The 1,601-nt window shown below is 72.0% G+C and carries 2 protein-coding genes; one reads left to right on the top strand and one right to left on the bottom strand.

The genetic code is table 11. The annotated features are described in order from the left end of the window. Nucleotides 1-766: type III PLP-dependent enzyme domain-containing protein (locus P409_RS33840; protein ID WP_034849047.1), on the bottom strand; the 766-nt coding region annotated here is incomplete at its 3' end. Nucleotides 767-985: 219 nt separating this feature from the next. Here P409_RS33840 and P409_RS33835 point away from each other — a divergent pair. Next, on the top strand, nt 986-1,601 hold a 616-nt coding region (locus tag P409_RS33835; RefSeq protein WP_034849045.1), incomplete at its 3' end, for a penicillin acylase family protein.

The following is a 1,601-nucleotide window of genomic DNA, read 5'->3' as shown; positions in this document are numbered from 1 at the left end:
GGCCGGGCTCGCAGAACACGGCGCGGCCGGGATCGGCCGGCAGCCGGGCCAGCCCGGCGCGGATGGCGGCGACGAAGGCGGAGAGCGGCGGCGCCGCGGTGCCGACATAGGCGGCCGGGAAGCCGCCGCCGACATCGATCACCGGCGCGCTGACCCCGGCCCGGGCGAGGATGCCGGCGCAGATCGTCAGCGCGCTCTCATAGGCGCCGGGGTCGAGGCATTGCGAGCCGACATGGAAGGTCAGCCCGGCACGGTTGCCGGTGGCGGCGATGCGGCGCAGCAGCCCCGGCGCGGCCTCGACCTCGGCGCCGAACTTGCCGCTGAGGTCGCAGACCGAATCGAAGCGCGGCATGTCGACCCGCAGCACAAGCGTCAGGTCGCGCGCCCCGTCGGTCACGGCCAGGATCTTGTCCAGTTCCTCCTCATGATCCAGCGCGAAGGTGCGAATGCCGAAGCGGCGGTAGGCCAGCTCGACCGCCTGCCGGTTCTTCACCGGGTGCATGTAGTGCGACACGGTCCCGGGCAGCGCGGCGACGGCCTCGATCTCGCTCAGCGAGGCGACGTCGAAATGGCGCAGGCCGCCGGCATGGAGCCCGGCCAGCACCGCAGGATGGTCGTTGCACTTGACCGCGTACATCACCGTGCCGGGGAATTGGCGCTGGAATTCCGCCGCCGATTCCCGCAGCACCCGGGGCCGCAGGCAGTAGACCGGCTCCTCCGGCCGGAGGGCGGTGACCATGGCGAGGGCGTCGGCGAAGGACTCCATCGAACGCTCCTGGAACGCTGGGCCGCCGCCGGACGCGCGGCACCTCCATATCATCCGGGCAAGGCCGGCCACTTGGCTAGCCCCCCGCGAAAATAGACCGAAGCGCATCCGACGCCGCGGCCCGACCCTGCGCCTCCGTGGCGCCTCGCGTCGAAACGGACAGATTATTATAACACCACACCGCCATGACCGATCCCGGGCGGCCTGGAGACGTGATCGATGAGATGGCTTCGCCGCGGCGCGATCGCGCTGGCCTGCCTCCTGCTGCTGCTCGTGGTGCTGGCCGGCGGCGGCCTGTGGTGGCTGCGCACCGGGGTGCCCGCCGAATCGGGCACCGTCGCGCTCGACGGCCTGTCCGGCCCGGTGCGGATCTATCGCGACCAACACGGCGTCCCGACGATCTTCGCGCAGAGCGACGGCGATGCCTATTTCGCCCTCGGCTGGCTGCACGCCCAGGACCGGCTGTGGCAGATGGAGCTGCAGCGCCGGGTCGGCGCCGGCCGGCTGTCGGAGCTGATCGGCACCGGCGGGCTGAAATTCGACAAGCTGATGCGGACGCTGGGCTTCTATCGCCTGGCCGAGGCCGACGTCGCCGCCCAGCCGCCGGAGATGCGCGCGGCCCTCGACCGCTACGCCGCCGGGGTCAATGCCTGGATCGACGGCCATCCGGGCGCGCTGCCGCCCGAGTTCTATCTCCTCGGCAACCGGCCCGAGCCGTGGCGGCCGGCCGACACGCTGGTCTGGAGCAAGCTGATGGCGCTGCAGCTGTCGGCCAATTACCGCGACGAGATCCTGCGCGCCCAGGTGATCGCCCGGCTCGGGCCGGACCGCGCCC

This window comes from Inquilinus limosus MP06 (genome assembly GCF_000767795.1).
Classification (GTDB): domain Bacteria; phylum Pseudomonadota; class Alphaproteobacteria; order DSM-16000; family Inquilinaceae; genus Inquilinus; species Inquilinus limosus_E.
The sequence above is the reverse complement of the archived record's forward strand: the minus strand, read 5'-3'. Positions and strand labels throughout refer to the sequence as shown.